The sequence below is a fragment of the Streptomyces sp. NPDC051243 genome (genome assembly GCF_044455405.1).
In the GTDB taxonomy this organism is placed as follows: domain Bacteria; phylum Actinomycetota; class Actinomycetes; order Streptomycetales; family Streptomycetaceae; genus Streptomyces.
The window spans coordinates 463,948-481,605 of sequence record NZ_JBITES010000003.1 but is presented as its reverse complement, the minus strand read 5'-3'; the positions used below and the strand labels follow the sequence as shown (position 1 = coordinate 481,605).

General features: G+C 63.6%; 8 protein-coding genes. All 8 read right to left on the bottom strand.

Going from position 1 to position 17,658, the window contains the following annotated elements; genetic code table 11:
• Window positions 1-4 precede the first annotated feature (4 nt).
• From dpdD to dpdE, 8 genes are read right to left on the bottom strand one after another with little or no spacing between them, the layout of a single operon-like run.
• Complete coding sequence (gene dpdD, locus ACIBAG_RS09410; protein WP_399102772.1) at window positions 5-2,044, bottom strand: protein DpdD; 2,040 nt, start codon at window positions 2,042-2,044, stop codon at window positions 5-7.
• Window positions 2,041-2,559, bottom strand: coding sequence for a phospholipase D-like domain-containing protein DpdK (gene dpdK, locus ACIBAG_RS09405; protein WP_399102770.1), 519 nt, complete (start codon window positions 2,557-2,559; stop codon window positions 2,041-2,043). Before dpdK ends, dpdD begins: the two co-directional genes overlap by 4 nt.
• Entirely contained in the window at window positions 2,556-7,058 is a 4,503-nt protein-coding gene (gene dpdJ, locus ACIBAG_RS09400; protein ID WP_399102768.1) for a protein DpdJ, read from the bottom strand. The genes dpdK and dpdJ overlap by 4 nt, the downstream gene beginning before the upstream one ends.
• Window positions 7,055-7,741, bottom strand: a complete 687-nt coding sequence (locus ACIBAG_RS09395) for a hypothetical protein (protein ID WP_399102765.1) — start codon at window positions 7,739-7,741, stop codon at window positions 7,055-7,057. Before ACIBAG_RS09395 ends, dpdJ begins: the two co-directional genes overlap by 4 nt.
• Window positions 7,738-10,833 (bottom strand): protein DpdH, encoded by a 3,096-nt coding sequence (gene dpdH / locus ACIBAG_RS09390; protein WP_399102763.1) that lies wholly within the window; start codon window positions 10,831-10,833, stop codon window positions 7,738-7,740. The genes ACIBAG_RS09395 and dpdH overlap by 4 nt, the downstream gene beginning before the upstream one ends.
• On the bottom strand, window positions 10,826-11,758 hold the full coding sequence (gene dpdG, locus ACIBAG_RS09385; protein WP_031477129.1) for a protein DpdG: 933 nt from the start codon (window positions 11,756-11,758) through the stop codon (window positions 10,826-10,828). Before dpdG ends, dpdH begins: the two co-directional genes overlap by 8 nt.
• A complete protein-coding gene (gene dpdF / locus ACIBAG_RS09380) occupies window positions 11,758-14,358 on the bottom strand; it encodes a protein DpdF (protein WP_399102760.1) in 2,601 nt (866 codons plus the stop codon). Before dpdF ends, dpdG begins: the two co-directional genes overlap by 1 nt.
• A complete protein-coding gene (gene dpdE, locus ACIBAG_RS09375) occupies window positions 14,348-17,632 on the bottom strand; it encodes a protein DpdE (protein WP_399102758.1) in 3,285 nt (1,094 codons plus the stop codon). The genes dpdF and dpdE overlap by 11 nt, the downstream gene beginning before the upstream one ends.
• Window positions 17,633-17,658 lie beyond the last annotated feature (26 nt).

Below are 17,658 nucleotides of genomic sequence, written 5' to 3'. Positions count from 1 at the left end.
TGCGTTAGTGGTCGACTGCGGCTGCTCGGAGACCGGCCACTGCTGCTCGCAGCATGGACGCCGATCCGCTCCCGTCCGCGTAGCGGATGTGCTCGGTACGGGCGTGCTGCGTAATGAAGCCCGTCGCCGCGTGCTTCGCGCAGCGCGTCGCGATAACGACCAAGTCAGCGGAGCGTGCCTTCTGTCGAAGCTGAGCACTGCCGACGTGATCGCTAGCCTTTGCGGCGTCCACTGCGGGGGCAAGCTGCTGGATCTCCTCGGCGCAGCGCGAGAGCACAGCGTCGTCCAGGGAGTACAGCAGCACTTTCATGGGCGGAAGGTCTGAGAGCGACAGCTCACGCTCATCGTCGTCGGAGCCGACCCGGTCCTGCCAAGAGAAATCGACACCAAGCTCCCTTGAGAGACGCTTGGCGAACGCCAAATCAGCTTCGTTGAGGCGCCCTTGGTGCCGCCAGAGCGGCTCCAGCAGGTTGTATGCGAACTTGCTGCGAGCGTCCACGTCTGGGCAGGCGACCAAGAACAGCCGGTCGACGAAGTCCAGCGCAATTGATGCCCGTTCAGGTGAGACCCATCGACTGCTGTAGGCGCCGATCTCGTCGAGAAGTTCGGCGTAGGTGTGCGCCGAAGGGCCACTTCGGAGTGCGATCTCTGTGAGGGCCTGGAGCGCGGCGAGGTCGCCGGGGCCGAACCGGTCGAAGGCGACCGCGTTCCGAATGAACGCATGGGCGGTCAGACCAGCCGGAGCAACATATCCGTCGGCGTCAATGAACGCTCCAACCGCCCGCCAAGCCTCCTCAGCAGCCTGATCCTCCAGCCCGTCCAGGAATTTAGCGAGGGACGCATCATGGACTGCGGGTGGAGCCCACGCAGTCCAACTGCGCTGTTCAACTGCTGACTTGCCTGCACGGCTGCCCGCGGCTACGGCAGCGAGGAAGGCCGGCCAGGAGTCGATCGGCGGAATCGTTTTCGACCCATCGTCTTCAGGAACTTGCGGCACGGGCTCTGCCACGACGGGAGGTGATTCCTCGCCAACGCCTTCAGCAAGAACGCGTTGAGCGTCCTCCCAGACCAGCGGGGGCAGTTCGCCGATGCGATCTGCACTCCGAACGGCTTTCACGAGACGACGCAGAGCAGGCAGGTCCTCAAGGATGGTGGCCGCCATTAGAAGAACAGCGACGGCCTGTGCGCCGAGCCTGCCCGCATCGGTATCCAGCAGGGCAGGGACGACGCGGCCCCGTTCTTGGAGCTTCGCCCGTGCCGATGAGAGGTCGCCCTCTGCTAGAGGTTCCTCCAACGCCGCGTACACGGCGGTCAAGATTGCTTCCTTGACCGGGAGGGGAGGGTCCTGCCGGACGGCATCAGGCAGTTCAGGGAGTTGGAGAATCTCCTCACTGCGGCCGAGCCGGTCAAGCCGCTTGATCCTCAGGTTTGCGAGGTTGGCTGCGGTGACACCACCAGCCGCCGCTAGATGCTCAAGGATCACGTTCGAGGCGGCCTCAGCGCCCGCGGAGAGCGACGCGTCGAACTCGGCGAGGAGCCGGCCGATCGGTTTGGCCACGCGCCACATCCTGGGAGGACGCCGAGCCTCGGTCCTCTGCATCAACTCCAGGGCCCCGGCCAGGTTCAGGCGGTGCTCAAGCGTGCGTCCCGTCTCCAGACGGAAAGTGGTCCGATCGCCAGCGAAATCGCGGATGGCCTGCTCGATGGGATCATCAGGGTCCAGCCAGGCGGGCTGGATCCCAACCTGCTCGTCATACGCGATGTACGTCGGGCCAGCGAATGCGCGGATCAACTCGGCTGTTTTGGCACGCTCGCCAGGTTCCCGGGCAATGACGTACACGACGAAACGATCGCGGTCCGTATAGACGCGCGGAAGGACTACGGGCGCGTCGTCGCCGCGTCGAATGGCTTCGACGAACGGCAGCGTGCGGTCCTTGTAGCGGAAGTCCGGATCGAGGTTCGGCCAGACACCGTTTCCTGGGCCGAAGAATCGGTGCAAGAACCCTTCGAGGGCCTCTCGCTGGTGATTCTGGGTCTGCGTCACGAGCCACTCCTCCACCGCTGAGCCAGGTCCAGCCGCGCCTGACCGGCATCTGGCCCGCCCACCTTGTAGGTGACCAACTCATCGTTCTTCGCCATACCGCGCACCGTGTAGTTCATCGACCCGGTGAGAATCCATTCCTGCCCGCACAGCGTCTTCTCGTGGACGTCGGGGTCGCGCTGGACACGCACTCGGTCCAGTTCTGCGGCCTCGATCCGACGCAGGAACGCATCGTTGTGAGGGTCCGGGCGCGTGACTACGTGGATGTGGGCCCCGGCTCCAGCGATGCGTAGAAGGGCGTCTGAAAGCCGCCAACTGCTGGGCGGAACGTCGCCAAAGAAGGCGTCGTAGGTGCCGTGGCTGTTGTCGATGACCTGCACATCCGTGATCCACGGCGAGACCAACCACAAGTCGTGGCTCGGGCTGAGCATCTCTGCCATCAGCGCCGCGGACAGCATCGAGTCGATGCGCAGCCCTGTACGTGCACCTGTGCGCACGGTCCTGGTCAGATCCTTCACTGGGTTGCCTCCCGCAACTCCACCCGCACACGGAGCTCATCTCGATGCCTGGCGTAGCCACGGACCTCCCCGTAGACCCGCAGGACATCCCGGTCCACCGGCAGCGCCGGCACACGGACCAGGGCCTCCGCCAGGGCCTGCGACTCGCCTGCTGGACAGACGAGCTCTGCGGCACCGCTATCGGTCATGGCCTTCTGATAGGCAAAGACCCAGTCGCTCGCAGTGACGTCCACCTCGGGCAGACGGTCGTTGTGAGCCTCGCGCACGAGGAGGCGATCCAACACTGGCGTGTCGGCATAGGGCTGGTAGTGCTGGAGTTCCTGCGTACGAGCCTGCCGTCCGCGAGGCCAAAGCATGCTGAAGGCCTGGTCGGCTGTCAGCCGCTTGTTCCCGCCGACGTTCAGTTGCTTGTCGCCGACCGCGAAGGCAATGACGTTTGCGTCGACCTCAACACCGAGCCTCTGCTCCAGTTCCGCCCACGCGTCCACCATGGCGAGAGCCTGCGCGTCAGTATCGGGTCCGGACCCTGGCCGAAGGAGGCGGGCCGACAACGCTGAGACCGCAGTGACACGCGGACGGCCGTCCAACTGTTCCCACGCGGATAGGAGAGTGTTCAGGGCCTCCTGGGCCGCTTCGGCATTCTCGGCTCCTCGCAGTGCGCGCATGGCTTCTGCGGCATCTCCTCCCGGCTCGTCGGACAGGTGACGGAGCAACCGGGTGAGCGTGGCATCTACATACTCGTAGTCGCTTGGGGCCAGCGCACTGGTGACAAGCGCCCAGAAGCGGCGAGGGTCCTCCCCGTAGAAGCGCACCAGGCTTTCTACAACACCCAGTCCCCCTACAGAGGTTTCACTGAGCCACACGACAGAAGGGTCGCTGCTGGTGGCACCAGGCGCCACATCGACGATCAAGTCCCCGTCCTGTGAGTCGGGGCAGGCTCGCTGCGCGGCGGCGAGGATCGCCGCGGCCACCGTGTCGCGATAGGCGCGCTGAGCCAGGTCCTCAGTCCGGGCAGCAATATCCGGGTCGACGAGGTGTTCGGCCGCACGGTCAACGGCGGCGAGAACTCGTGCGTCGCGCAGCAAGTCGGTGAGCCCTTGAACCAGTCGCGCATTCTCGACAGCGTGGTCGGGGTCGCTGTTGTCGCGGTAGAGGACGCTCAGGATGCGAGGCAGTTCCCCAGTCCACGCTCCGTTAGCGAGTGCTGCTCGGATCTCCCCGGGAGTACGAGACCCTTTGAGGCCTTCGAGCGCGAAGGCGGTGAGGTAGACCTGGCTGAGCCACGCACGCTGGAACTTGTTCGCGACGTCCTCGAGAGCAGGATCCTCGGCGAAGGTGTACGAGAACGCGAGTGACCGCCACTGCGGAGACGACAGGTACTCCCTGACCACAGCTTCCGAGGTGTTCAGGGGCCTGAGCAGGATCTGTGCAGCGTCGACACCCAGCCGGAAGCCGAGCGCAGCTGGCTTGCCGTGTAGTTCGTAGTAGACCTTGCGTGTCTCGACTTCTCCGCGTTCGAGCGCCACCTGGCAATCGGCGCCGATGGTCATGCGCCGCATCTCGATGGGATTGCCGGCAGCGTGTGTGGCGAAGCGGACGGCCTGCACGCGCTCGTACCAGAGAGACGGGTTAGGAATGTCCGCTGGGGCCGGAGGGGCCTCCTCGGACACAACGATTTGAGTACCCCAAATGGGGAGGCCCTGCGATCGGTCGGAGATTTCCTGGCCTGGCTGCTCCAGTTTCAACTGTGTGGGCCGGAAGACCTGAAGTCCCTCCGGTCCATGCCCATCGGGATGCCAGGTTCCCTCGGGATCAGCGTGCTGCACGATCTGGGGGAGCGGCAGAGTGCTGCTGCCGGCGGGTGGAACTGGGAGCCATGTGCGGTGCTCATCACGGCGGTGCCCGAATCGTCGGCTGACGCGCCCTGGTACGGCCTCGCGTAGCGCCCTGGCGATCGGCAGTTGCTCCAACGTGTCGTTCGTATTGAACGGCAGGAGCAGTTCGACCTCCGGCAGATTCAGCGGATCGAAGAGTGAGCGCGTGATGAACTCGGGGAGCAGAGTACCTTCCTTCGCGCCCGGATCGATGCGCTGGAATGACCAGTCGCTGCGAAGGCGCCGCAGCGCCGTGGGAACGACAGACAGCAGGAGTGATCGGGGCTGTTCCCACAGCAGCGCCTGTACCTCGTCTGCGCTGACCTGCAGAGCTCTCCCCAGGTGCTGGGCAAGCTCGTCCTGGAGATCAGGCTTGTCGAGGATCGCCTGCAGCAGGGATGCCAGCATGTCGTGGCCGGGCCGGTCCTCGTTGCGCACGACATGGCCGGGAGGGGCCTTGAGGATCTTTCGGGGGTTGGCCCACAGTTTCTTGGAACGGAGCTTGCGGCTTGCCCAGTCCAACAGGGCCTGGGTGGCTTGGATCTTGAGTACGAAGCGGTTGCCGATCGGCAGGCTTCGTGCAGGCACCTGAGGCGCGAACAGGGTCTCGTACGCCTGGTATGCGAGTCGGTCCCGTCCGTAGTCCGAGAGGGTAACCACGGTCATTGGCCTTGTGCCGCGCTCTCGGCCAGCGCGCCCTCGGCGCTGGATGAACGCTGCTGCGTCACGTGGCGCTTTGTGCTGGAGCACCAGGCCCACTCGTGGGTCGTTGAAGCCGACTTCGAGGGAGGCCGTCGCTACGGTCAGGTTCGCGTCGTGGTCGACCCCGACGTCCTGAGAGGACGTACGGCCAACATGCAGGTGGTGCAGTTGCAGGGTGGGGTCGAGGTCATGCCCGATCTTCTCGGCAATGTCCCACGACTGACCGTCCAGGTAGCGGGCAGCATGCTCGTCACGTTCAGAGGAGCGCAGGCCGGCAAGCACGGGCTTGCGGCCGTTACGGCGGCCGGAGCGATTCTGCCCGCCTTCCGCATCGCGGAGATCGTTGTAGAAGCGGTTGGTGACGTCCAGATCGTCCGTGAACAGGAAGCCCGTAGAGCCGTACAGATATTGCCTCTTGTCCAGGTCGAGCAAGCGGCCATGGAGCATGGCCGTTTGGATCGACGTAGACAGCAAGCTTGTTCCCGACACGGGGTCGCCGCGGAGTGCCACGGCGTACTCACGCCCCTCGAACGTCATGTCCTCGTCGGCCGGTTCAATCGGGTCGACATCGACCGGACGAAGACCGACGAGTTGAGCGAAGAACTTGTCCGCGTCACGAAGAGTCGCGGAGAGACCGACGAATGTCATGGGACGGCGGGCTGCCTCACGCCAGCGGCGCAACAGGAGTGCCACCTGCGCGCCGTGAAGCCCGCTGTAGGTGTGGACCTCATCGAGGAGCACGAGGGAGGGAGCAGAGTCGCTGCCGCGCCAGCCGAGCAACCACTCCAGATAGCTGTCCCCGCTACAGAGGTTCAGCATCTCCGTTGTGGTGAACAGCAAATCGGGAGGGTTCTTCTTGAGGGATTCCCGGGTGAGAGCGAGACGCCCGTCATTCAGGACGTAGCCGCACTTAGTGCAGTTCAGTTGCTCACGGCCACGCTGGCGGTCCTCGTCTGTCCACTGGAGCTCCCCAGTGCCGCAGTCAGGGATGGGGCATGGCAGAAACGGGCACACGACGCCCCGGGGAGTGCGCTTCCAGGCAGTGGTGTGACGTGAGTTCGGTTCCAGCCTCTGGTCCCGAGCATTCCATGGGGTATCACCGTAGAGCGCACCGACACGGATAGGACGTCGCCTGCTCTCGTGCAACGCCTGCGCGATGTCGTCAACAGACCGGATCGACTCTCGCAGTTGGTCGCGCAGGAGCTCCTTGCGCGGATAGAGCGCCAGTGTGTGAACGCGCTTTGCCACCCCAGGGCGCGCGTGTTCCGCCATTGCTGCGAAGGCCGGCAGGTAGAACGAGAGCGTCTTACCGCTACCCGTACCAGCTCCGACGATGATCCCCTTGGACCGCTCAGAGTTGAGCGAGGCGAATACGGAACGGGTGGCATCCAACTGGAAGCGTGCCAGTTCACGGCCCTGCAATTGGGCTGTTGCTACGTGTTCTTGTACCTCACCCCATCGCGGAAGCTGTGCGAGGACGCGGAGTGCTTCGGATGCCGGGATGTTTCGGCGCGGGTAGCGCCGCGGCGCGACGTGCAGCCGATAGTCAGCGACGAGGCGCCGCTGATGCTGCCACCAACCAGGACGTTCCTCCTGCGCCCACCCACCTCGGGCAAAGAGCTGCCGAAGACCAGTCGTGAGCCTGAGTGACTCCGCCAGCCGGGTGCGATACCGCGGCGGCGACGTCACCGGCACCGGCACCTCGAACAGCAAGGCACGGAGCAGGAACTCCTCCAGCACAGAATCAGCGGACATGCCGGCCGGGGCATCCTCGTGACTGTGCAAGAGACTGTCGATGGTCTCTATCACCTCGGCTTGGGAAAGCGCAGTCTCCGTGACGCCCCAGGACAGCAGCGGCAGTTCGCGGTTTTCCAGGTGATTCAGGAGTTCGTTCGCAAAGCGAACGTTGAGTTGCTCTGTCACGCTCCGGTCCTCTGCAGGGTGATGTGGATGTCCATCTCGAACTGGCGCAGCAGTGCAATGTCGGCATCTGTGATGTCGCGGAGCGTGGGGCTGGGGCGCTTCTCCAGCAACTTCAGAAGTTCCAACAGTTCGCTGGGGGGATCACTCTTGTCCTGGAGGGACTCCGCGAGGAGGCCGTACGTGCTGGTGAAGAGAGTGACGTCCGACTTGGACAGGTTCTTGGTTGCCACCGCCTGTCGGAGTTCCTTCTCCCGGCTGCGCGCGGCCTCGCGCTCGTCGCGCGAGAGCATGGGGATCCGGGCCAGGGGAAGGTTGGCGACCTGTGCTGTAGCCCAGGTGACCCATGCCGTGCTGTTGTCACCCTTCAGTTTTCCCGAGAGATCCAGGACCTTCTTCCTGGCCGTGTTGAAAACCGTGTCACTGGGGAGCCCGTTCAGGGCCTTCCGCTCGAACGCGGTGCGCGCGGTGTCGATGCCGGACAGATCCGGCTTGTGCGCCGCCCCCAACACCGCAAGCGTATGGCTCAACTCCACTTGGGTTCTGAGCTCGGCCAGTGCCGCGCGAAGTTCCTTCGAACGGCTCAGAACCCGAGCGGCCTCCTTCTCCCCGACAGCACCTGCAGCGATCTGGCGGGCACGGTTTTGCAGCTGCACGGCCTTGTCGTACACAGACAAATTGGTCACCAGTCCTCCCCGCCGTCTTCGGCGGACGGGACAGCGGTGAGCGCCTGCCACTCCACACAGATTTGCCCCACGTCTTCCGCAGCACTGTCACCTGCGGAGCCACTAGAGCGTGACTCGGCACTGGCCAGAGCAGCGTCAAGCCAGTCGTTGCTGGCAACAAGTAGTTGTTGAATCAGTTTGAGCGAGTCGCCGCGGTCCTTGACCGCCGCAACCACACGGGCATGCTGGCGAGTTGAAGCGTCGCGGCTGTCGTCGCTTGCCTTGGCCAGGTCATCTTCGAGTGCAGAGATGGCCTTCCAGTCCGCGTTCTGGGCGCCCAGAAGGAGAGTGTTGAATTGTCGTGTCTGTTCAGCGGTCAGTGGTAGTCCCACTTCTCGTGCGGCACCGAGAACGTCGCGGATTGCAGCCATGGTCTGGACTCCAGTGGTGCCACGTGGCTGACGGCTTCGGATCGAGTTGAGTAGCTCTGCGTGGTGGGTGAGTTGGTCCTCGAGGATGGTTGTCCAGGACGCGAACCCAGTCACGGCTGGCTTCACCCATTTCGGGATGTCCAGGGTCTCGGCATCCCAGTTCCACACGGACGCGGCCCTGTCGATTAGAGGAAGAACGCGTGCGGCGTCAACCATGTTCACCGCACCGATGCCTTGGGCGATGCCGACGGCATATCGGAGTTGCTTCACGAGTTCGGGGCGCGCTTTGAGGTGCCCCTGGAGCATGTCCATCCACTTCGGTGCACGGATTCCACCATCCTCGCGACGCCACTCTTGCCCCTCATCGAGCGCCGCGGAAATGAGCTGAGAGTGAGCCATTCCGGGCCAGGCCTTGCCAGCCATCGCCGCACCAAGCAGCGATGCGCGGAAACCCGCAACGAGGTGATCGTCGGTAACCTCCATGTGCCGCTGCAGCCGCGCAGTGAGATCTCGGCCGTGCTTCTCTGCCAGGAACGCCAGCCGCCGGATGTCCTCGGCTCGCGCCGGGAGCTCCCGATCAGCCTTCAGCAAGCTGTCGAAGAACCAACTGTCCTTCGGGCGACGGGAGAAAGTGATGGGGGCATCCTCGACGCCGGCCAAGTTCTCCTTTGCGCCCTCGATGGAAACGACGGTCGCCTTTGTTGGCCAGGCCGCCTTCCGTAGTTCGGTACTGCCCACTTCCCGCATCAGAGGTGAGTTCCATTGGTACCGCTGCACTACTGCGGTGGAGACGACTACACGGATCCGGTTTGCGGTGGCGGTATCCAAGCCACCTTCGAGGGTCACCCAGTCATCCACTGTCTCCAGCATTCGCTGAAGCTCCCTGGGTAGCTCGTCGCGTCTGCCACTAGTGCCCGTATCAGGCCTCGACACCCCGCCATCGGCCTGCCCTGAGCCGGCGGCAGAAACAGACGGAGGGCTTTGCCCTTCCTCACTGCTCAGCGGCTCCAGAGAGAAGGCATCCAGGATGGTGGGGTGGAGGTTGTTGGCGTGCTCAGGGGCGTCTCCCCAGAACTCGAGCACGAGGTTTCGCCGCTCCGCAGAGGCAGGGTCGTGCTCGGCTACGAAGCCGAGCACGTCACGGCTAACTGGCTTGTCGAGCTTCGTCGGCCGGAACCGCTGCCGGAACATGGGGTCGGGGAACTCGCCCTGCTGAATGGCAGTGGCATGCTCAACCAAGACCGGTCGCACGACACTGCCCAGCACGACACGGGGGTTGAAGGACCAAGGCTTGGCCTGGTCTGCAGTCGAGTGTACGGCCCTCACGAGAGATGACTCGTTGAACGGATACAAGCCATGCCCTTCAGCGGTTACGCCGAATGCCTCGTGGCACTCCGTCCGGAACGAGCAGGTCAGGCATTTGTTGGGGGTCTCGCCATTGTTTGGACGCTCAAGTTCTTCGCGGCCCAAACGCCCAGCGTTCAGGTAGCGGCCGACGAACGACGCAATCTCTGTGCGTCCCGTCTCCTCCGGGCTGAAGGGAACATCCAGGTGGTAGACGTAGCCTGTCCCAGCCTGGATACGGGTCAGGGCTGTCTCATCCAAGGATTGGAAGTAGCCGGTCGTCACGGCCATGAGGGTGCGGATTGGAGCGAGAGTCGTCTTGCCCTCACGGTGCGCCGCCTCTACAACGGCATCTAGGAGGTCCCGCTGGACTCCCTGGATGAGAGCGAAGTCCTCGATGAGCAGGACAATTTCCTTGCCCTGCCGGTGATACTCCTCTCGAACCTGCGTCATCGCATCGAGGAGCCGACCTGCCCCAAGGTTCGCGGCGCTCTTGATAGCGGGTTCGAGGTGCCTGTTGAGAAGATCGACAGCAATGCTTTGAAGGTCGCCGCGTGTGCTCATGGTGCCGAGCAGGCGTTGCGCCATGCCCGAAGCGGATTGGATGTCTCGAATGTCGAGCGGAAGGTCGCTGACGCTGAAGCCCTCGGGGCGGTCCGCTTGACCATCCCGCCGATTGTGAATCAACTGGTGGGCCAGTTCGGGCACGAACTTGCCCGGTGCGAGCAGTTCCGCACGGACGTGGGGATCGAGGAGTATCGCTGCCAACTTTCCTGGGCCGACGAGCATTCGGGCCAAGGGGCGTGACTCTGAGCTGGGAGAGGTGGCTTCAAGCGCCTCGCTCAGTTCATTGAGGATGCGTCTTGCCAGGGACTCCTCGTCGATGTCCTCAGTGAATCTGTTGATGTCATCTTTGAGTTGAGCCAACTCGTTGCTGTCTGCCTTTGCGATGAGCGTGCTGACAACAGCCTTGAGACTGGTCTTGGACTTCTCGAGGTAGATGACCTCTCGCTGGTCCGCCCCCTCCTCCACCAGGGCCAACTCTTCGCGCACCCACCGGACAAGGTGTGACTTACCAGAGCCAGACTCACCGACGATCGGCATGAGCAACGCACCGCTGTCGGCCTGGAGCGCCATGAACTCGTTGAGTACCGACCTCTCACCGATCGGGTCGCCCTCGATCGCGAGTTCTTTCCCGTCCATGATCCGGGCGCGCTTGATCCGTAGCGGCGCGTGAGTGGCCAGGAAGACTGCCCTCGAAGGGCTGATTGCCTCAGTGTTGATGGTGGAGGCTGCCACTGCTGGTTCCCAGCAGAGATTTCCGCGGAAGTCAGCCATCGGTGGGCTCCAGGATGGTGATGTCGCTAATGGGGCGTGGACTGCCGGGTCGTTCAGGATCGTGCAGCATAAGGATCTTTCGGGCGTCGTCGTCATGCTCCAGGCGAAGCCACTTCTCGTCGTGGCCACGCAGCAGAGCAAACGAGAGTGCGGTGCCGGCCGCACTGCCACCAGGACTGGGGATCCCTACCGCGAGCGAGTGAGCGCCGCCAGGCAGCACAGGTAGGTGCTCTCGCAGAACCTGCAATGCCTCAACGGCATTGACGCGTTGGCCGGCCTGCCACACTTCGAGCACGGATTGCTTGACAGCATGAGTGCAGTCTGGGACTAGCGGCCCGCGGCCGTCAGTGCGGAAGACAGGTGCAGCAGCGAGGCCAAGGGCAGTCGCCCAATACCCGAACCGGAGCCACCGAGTGTCGTTGGCGAACAGTGGAAGGACCTCGCCCTTCAGCAGTCTGCGGTCCTTACCATCCTTCTGATCCAGGAGTCGCTGTGCGGCGACCCAATCAATCGGTTGTTCCATTGGGTCGTGCATGAGGAACCAGGCCAGCGCACGGGTCAGGTCCCGGGGCCCCGTCGGGTCGTTGTCGGCGCCCAGGTCCTTGTTGTAGTCCGCTTTGAGAACTGCGCGACGCAGGATGCAGGTGTACGTCTCCAGATCATCGCTGCTGGTGAGATCTTTGGTCGCGCCGACCAGTGAGAGTTCTTGCTGGTCGGTATCGACCTGCGCCAACTCCAAGACCTGGAGGGAACTGATTGCGCAGTCGAAGGGAGGCCTGGTCGAAGTGTCCTCTGAACGCAGGGACGGAGGACTGATTAGCGCCCGCGCCTCGTCCAAGGCAATGCTCTTCCCCAAATAGGTAAGAAGGCGCACGACCGCCCACGTCTGGGAGGGGATGGCTGCGTCTACGTTCAGGAGAGTCATCAGAGTTCCTCCAAGGCCCGGCGGATCGACAAGTTCGCCGGGTGGACATCGACGAGTGGTGTACCTCGGCGTTCTGGGTGATGCATAGCCCGGGGGTGGATCAGGTAGGTCGGTGCATCCCAGGTGAAGCGTCTAGCGATCTGAGGCCCTGGAGAGTCTGTGTTCGGGTCCGCCATCCAGATAACAGGGCCAGCCCAGTCCGACAGGAGGACTCCGTCATCGTCGGTGATCACGGTGCGGGTGCGTGCTGTTGCCCTTAGTTGGCTTCGGAGACGGCCGTCCAGGCCCGGCCCTCCGACCACGCAGATCCTGCGGCGGACAAGGCTTTCCACGAGCCGCGCCGCCAAGGCCTGGTCGTCGGAGTTTTCCCACCACAGGCTCAGGCAATGACGGTCCCCAAAGTACGGGGTCAAGGGCAGACGCCCGTGACTCTCGGGCGCCGAGAGTAGGGGGTTCGGTTCTCCGGCAAGTCGGTAGAAGCCTGCCGGAAGCAGCTTGGCTGTGGCCCTGCAGTGAGGACAGCCGCGGCAGGTGATACCGGTGCGGCGATAGCCACCGCCGTCTGGGATGCGGTAGTACGCGCCCAGTACGTCGCCGATGCACTGATCACTCCGCAGAGTGGCTTTCAGTTCACGGAGTGCGGAAGCTCGACTGTGCAGCAGTTTTTTACGCTCGCCTTCAAAGCGGTCATGAAAGTTCTCAGGGTTCCTAGCGTCGGAGTCGAGGAGTTCCACATCTGCGTAGCCATCAGCCGTGGCATAGAACTGATCTAGTCGTGCTTTCCAAAAGACGTCTGACTCGCCCTCAGCCTTTTCGGGCGCCTGCGGTGGATGGACCGCCACGATTCCCGATCGCATCATGAGGTTCAGGATCCGAATGTTCCACTGCCGGTTCCGTTGGAATCCCTCGTTCATGTCAGGGGGGTAGGAATCCAAACTCACTCGGTGACGGTCCTGGACAGGAGTCCGGCTGTGGAACATTGCCTCCCACCGCTGCCACGCGCGCAGGGCACCGATGACCACCTCGTCGCTCATCTTGTTGGCGATGGTTTCGTCATTGCGTGTGGTGGCCAGGTACGCGATGGATGGGCTTCCGTCACGCCCAGATCGGCCGATCTCTTGGTAGTAGCGGTCCACGGTTTCCGGCAGGCAGGCGTGCACAATCGACTTGACGTCGTCGAGATCCACGCCCAGGCCGAAGGCAGAGGTGCCAACCACGACGTCGTACCGCGACTCCACCTCGCTTTCAGCGGTCCTACCGGTCCATCCTTCCAATGCATCCCGACGTTCTGGGTCGGTGGAGTCACCAGTAACGCTGGCCACGCGTCGAAGACCGTGGTCGCGAAGCCGAACCGCCCACTCCTGCGCATCTACGACCTTGGTGGTGTAGAGAATCATCGGTTTCGGCAAGTACGAGACGGCATTGAGGACGGCGGCCTCACGGTCGGCCTCGCTCCGGAAGCTATCGATGTAGTAGCTCGGCTCGTGACGGAGTTGGGATGCCCAGACGATCCTCGCCCGTTGCGGCGAAGCGAACAGTGCGTCGAGCGTCTCGACCTGTTGTCCAGTGAGTGTCGCGCTCATCGCAACAGTCACTGGTTGCCGACCCTCTGGGGCCTTGCTGAGCCAAATACGGCGGTAGCTCGACATCGTCTGGAACGCAGTGCGGAAGCTGTTGCCCCACTGCTCGACCAGGTGTGCTTCGTCGATCACGAAGTAGTTGAGCAAGCCGGCCTCAGCCGCGTCCTCCAAAGGCTGCTTCAAGCTCTTCACTAGAGCCTCAGGCGATGTGAATACCAGCCGCTGACGGCCGGCCGCGATGTCGTCCCGCATCTGTTGCCGGTCTTCGTCCGACAGCCCGCTGGTGTAGGCGTACCGGCGCGTGGGGCTGTGATGTCCGTACCGCTCAAGGATCTTGAAGGCGCGCCGTTCCAGGTCTGCTGCGAGAACGCTCGTAGGTACCACAACCACCGATACGCCGCTGCTCATGCTCGCCAGGAGCACGGGAGCCATCGCAACGGCGGTCTTTCCATGTCCCGTGGGGAGACAGATGATCGTGGTGCTCCCCGGTTCGGCAAGCGCGATAGCTCTGGCTGCCTGCCGCTGGCCGCTCGACACATAGTGACTGTGATCGTCACCGAGGGCGGTCGTGAAGAACGGGTCAGCAGGATACGACTCCAGCTTGCGACGGTGCGGTGAGTCCTCGCCGAGATGGATCTGGCGAAGATCCTCTTGAGCCGCCAGGCGGGAGACGTCATCTGGCACGGGTGGATGCCACGGCAGCGCGCTCACCCACAAGTTGGCGCCACCATCGCGAATCGCGGTTTGGCAGCGCATTTCTTCCCACTGCTCGCGACTAGGCAGCCGCGGAAGTAGCGGGACCGTGAATCCAGTTGTGTTCTCACGTGCTTGAGCTTCGAGCAAAATCTGTCGAGTCAACGAGGCAATGTCCCTCCACCCGCTGGACGTATTGGCCAGAGCATCGCGGAGCCTGCGCAACGTCCCCTTTGCTTCCGTGAGTTCGGGGAGTTGCTGGAGGTCTCGGTGCTTGGACAGGTGGTCGAAGAGCGTCTTGGCGCCGGTCCAGTTGTCAGTTGCCACGACGGACCCTCCTGAGCCCCGTCTTCACCAAGCAGGTCGCAGAAACGAGCCGGACCGTCGGTTCGCTCAGTGCCTGCACGAGCGCATCAGTGATGGCGACATCAAGCAGATAGCTCTCTTCGCCTCCCAGGAGGCGGCCAGCTGCTTGTCGGGCTTCCGCCTGCGCTTTCGCGACGGCGAGGCGCTCCTGCCCCAGTTGCTGGGCCAGGTCGGACCGTTCGGCCAAGTTGGTCACCCGCCTGAGTTCAGCTCGGGCGACCTTCTCAGCGGCACGTGCGGAGGCTTCGTACCCGGGCTGGCCGTCGAACAGGTCCAGCAACTCCTGGATGTTGCCAGAGTTGTAGTTGTGGTCGGTGGTCCTGTATGGAGCATCCAGCCACTTCTGGGTGTTCTTGTCGGTCAGGGCCTCGGCTGCTCCTGCCGGCACCCACACCTTCAGCGTGAAGGGCGGGAGGAGCTGTTCAGCTTGGCGCCTCAATGCTGCTTCAGCGTCGCGGGGCCTCCGGACGAGAGGCAGTGCCAGTTCGAGTGCCGAGGAGATGTCGGCTTCGACGAGGAAGTCGAAGCCGAAGTGGGGCTCCGGCTCGCCACGGTGGCTGGGGTCTGCACGCCAGAAGGCCGTTGCTTGGCCGCGGTCGTCGCACCACACAACGTTGGCGAGCATGTCGACGAGCGGACTCCCGATACGGAACAGGCGTGTTCCGGGGGCTTTGAGCGCCTCGGACCTACTGAACGTGCCCTTGGCCGCGTCCTCGGTGAGGTTCCGTCGGTCGTAGAGGTGGGGGGAGATGAGGGTGCGCGATTTGAGGTCGAAGACCTCGCACATGCAGTCCTTGATCTTCCGGGTGGTGTGGCGGAGTTTGATCCCGTCAGAACTCTCTTCGCCGGTGTATCCCAGCATGGCTTTGCGGGTGGTGTCCCAGCCGGCTTCGAACGTTGCCAGCCGCTCGGCGAAGTCGATGTCGTGAGGGGACGTGCTGAAGATCGCCTCAAGGGTGTCCATGGTGTTGATCTCGTGGAGGGCCTTGGCGAGCGTCTCCTGCACAGTCTCGGAATAGCCGGGCAGGCCTTCTGGCCCGTGCTCGAGTGCCTCTGCCCAGACGTCAGGGAGACCCTCCGCGATGGCGTCCTGGAGTGTGGCCACCGAACCGCCGAAGATGCGGTATCCATCGGTGAGTAGCGAAAGCCACGCCTCGGTGTGCGCTTCAGCATCCGTGAGCACGAACTGGAGTGGTGCCTGGCGTTGCCGGTGGGACTCGACGTAGCGGTCGGTGCGGCCGAGACGCTGCTCGAGTTGGTTGGGCGACCACGGCAACCGCACATGGATTACGGTCTGGGCGGTCTGGAGATTCAGCCCGTCCTCGGCAGAGTCATCCGCAATGAGAACGGCAGCGTTCTTGCTGGGTTGCCGCCATGCAGTAGTGGCCGACTCTGATGCGTCGGGGCCCGCGCTGCGGGTGTGCTCAAAGAAGCCGACCTTGTTGAACCGTGCGCGCAGACGCGCGGTGAGCGTCGAAGCGAGTGAGCCTGGTCCGCAGAAGACGATGATGTGTCCTCCCTTGCGCAGGGCAGGGAGAAGATCGTTGATGAGGTCGTCGACTTCAGACGTGCGGGCCTCGTCTGTGAGCTCTGATTCGAGGCTGTCCAGATTCTCTGCTTCGTGGGGTGCCACTGGCACGTTAGAGAGGTGGTACCGCTCGCGGGCACTCAGGCCGGCACGCTGAGCGGCGGCTTCGTCACCGCGGACCCGCCAGCGAAGGGCGTCGAGATGGTCGGCGGACGGGCCACCGAGACGGGACGCGAGCACGGCCAGGGCCAGGGCGTAGTCGGCGCGTTTACCCTCAAGCTCTTCATCAAGGAGATGTCCCCACAGTCGGGTCTGCCATTCCAAGAGGCTGTCCGCGGCCGGGGAGTGGGACTTGGCCGTCAGCTTTGTCGGCTCCGCGCGACCGCGCACCTCGTAGGGGACGGCTGCTGAGTCCTTGTCTTTGCGGGTTACGTTCAACCGGCGGTTCCTGATCACGCGCCGGTGCAGTCGGTACGTCTCGCTAATGTGTGCCCGAAGAGTAGCGACGCGCGCTGTGAGATCCCGCAACCCCGCCTCCGACTCGTCGAGGAGGTTCTCCTCCTCGCCGAAGAGGGCGAGCACTTGGGCCGCCAACTGCTTGAAGCGGGCGTCTTCTGGGGGCAGCAGCGTCTCGATGATGCCGATCGTGGACGGCAGCAGCGGATAGAAGTCTGCGTTCAAGCCGAGGACGTGGTTGGCCAACTCGGCCCGGTCGTTGTACCGCTGCTCGAACGCTTCCCGCTCGCTCCACTTGTATACGTCGGGATCAAGTAGATGCAGGAGCCCCAGATGTGTGGTGTGACGGGAGGTGACCGGCGTCGCGGACAGGAGCAAGAGCTTCGACGCAGAGTGCGCGAGATCGCGCAGTGCGCAGTAGGTGGGGTCAGTGTCATCACGGTCTTGGACCAACTGGTGGGCTTCGTCGACCACAAGAAGATCACGTCCGAGGTGCTGCTCCCACACCTCGGGAGAGTCGTGGGAGATGACCTTTACGCGGCTCGGGAAGTCATCGGTAAAGAACTTCGTGCGCAGTTCGGCCACCCACTGCCGGCGCAGAGACTCGGGAACGAGGAACGTCACACATGCCTGCGGGTTATCGATCAAGGTCTGCAGGGCCACGTATGAAGCCTCGATGGTCTTGCCTAGCCCGACCTCATCAGCGAGTAGGTACCGCTGGACGGGGTCCGAGAGCACGGTCAGCGCGGCGCGGACCTGATGTGGGTAGATTTCGGCGGCAGCGGCCAGGAACACCGGTGTACTCGCGCTCGCCGCGCGTTGAGCGACCAGGCTATGCAGCATAGGAATGCGCGCGTTGTAGAGGTGCCCGGACTCGTTGCCCCCGGACACGAGAACCTCAAGAGGGTCACGTACGGGCTTGTTCCAGCGCACACGGAGTTCGGATTCTCGGACCGGCATGTCGTAGCCGGCGTTAGGGAACCGGACGAAGTAGCCCTCAGAGGTCGCGTCCAGGACGCGACCGGGCATCCACTCGTCGGTGCTGGGGTTGTGGCGAAACACGCGTGTTTGAGGTTTCAACCGCACGCGCGCGCATGCGACAGCGGGGATGGTCTGGGATTCGATCTTGGGCTCGGCCGTGGACTCGAAGAAGTCCACGCGCAGCGAGCCGTCTGTGATCGCGCCGACTCGTCCGATTCCAGGGGCCCCCTGGAACTCGACGAGGTGCCCAACCGCGAAGCCCGAAGACATTCTTCTGCTCGCCCCCCACCTGCTCG

Excerpts from the sequence above, each read along its gene's own strand:
- dpdH (WP_399102763.1), bottom strand. The coding sequence starts at position 10,833 with ATGGCTGACTTCCGCGGAAATCTCTGCTGGGAACCAGCAGTGGCAGCC.
- dpdG (WP_031477129.1), bottom strand. The coding sequence starts at position 11,758 with ATGACTCTCCTGAACGTAGACGCAGCCATCCCCTCCCAGACGTGGGCG.
- dpdE (WP_399102758.1), bottom strand. The coding sequence starts at position 17,632 with ATGTCTTCGGGCTTCGCGGTTGGGCACCTCGTCGAGTTCCAGGGGGCC.